The sequence below is a fragment of the Neisseria sp. HMSC064E01 genome (assembly GCF_001808875.1).
Taxonomy (GTDB): Bacteria; Pseudomonadota; Gammaproteobacteria; order Burkholderiales; family Neisseriaceae; genus Neisseria; species Neisseria sicca_A.
Genome location: NZ_KV794958.1, coordinates 1 through 263, shown reverse-complemented (window position 1 = coordinate 263; position 263 = coordinate 1). Strand labels below are relative to the sequence as shown.

At 51.3% G+C, this 263-nt stretch carries 1 pseudogene; it reads right to left on the bottom strand.

Features of this window, described 5'->3' with window-relative positions:
• A pseudogene (locus HMPREF2572_RS14650) lies at positions 1–263 on the bottom strand (hypothetical protein); the annotation flags it as partial.

Sequence of the window (263 nt, the reverse complement as noted above, 5' to 3'; positions counted from 1 at the left end):
CCGCCGTTGTTCAGACCAGACTTGGTCAGTGAGACAGGAGCATTTGACGCTGCGCCATTGGTGATGGTCAGTCCATTGCCGTCCAATACGCTGTCGCCAACAGTTACTTTGTTAAAGGCTACCTCGTCTGAAGTGGCTACGGTGATGTTCTTACCGTCACGGGTCACTTTGATGTTTTTGCCGTCTTTGAAGTTAACCGTTTCACCGGCAGCAACTTTCTCTTCAGTACCTTCGTTCGCTTGCAGGTTCCAGCCTTTCTCGGC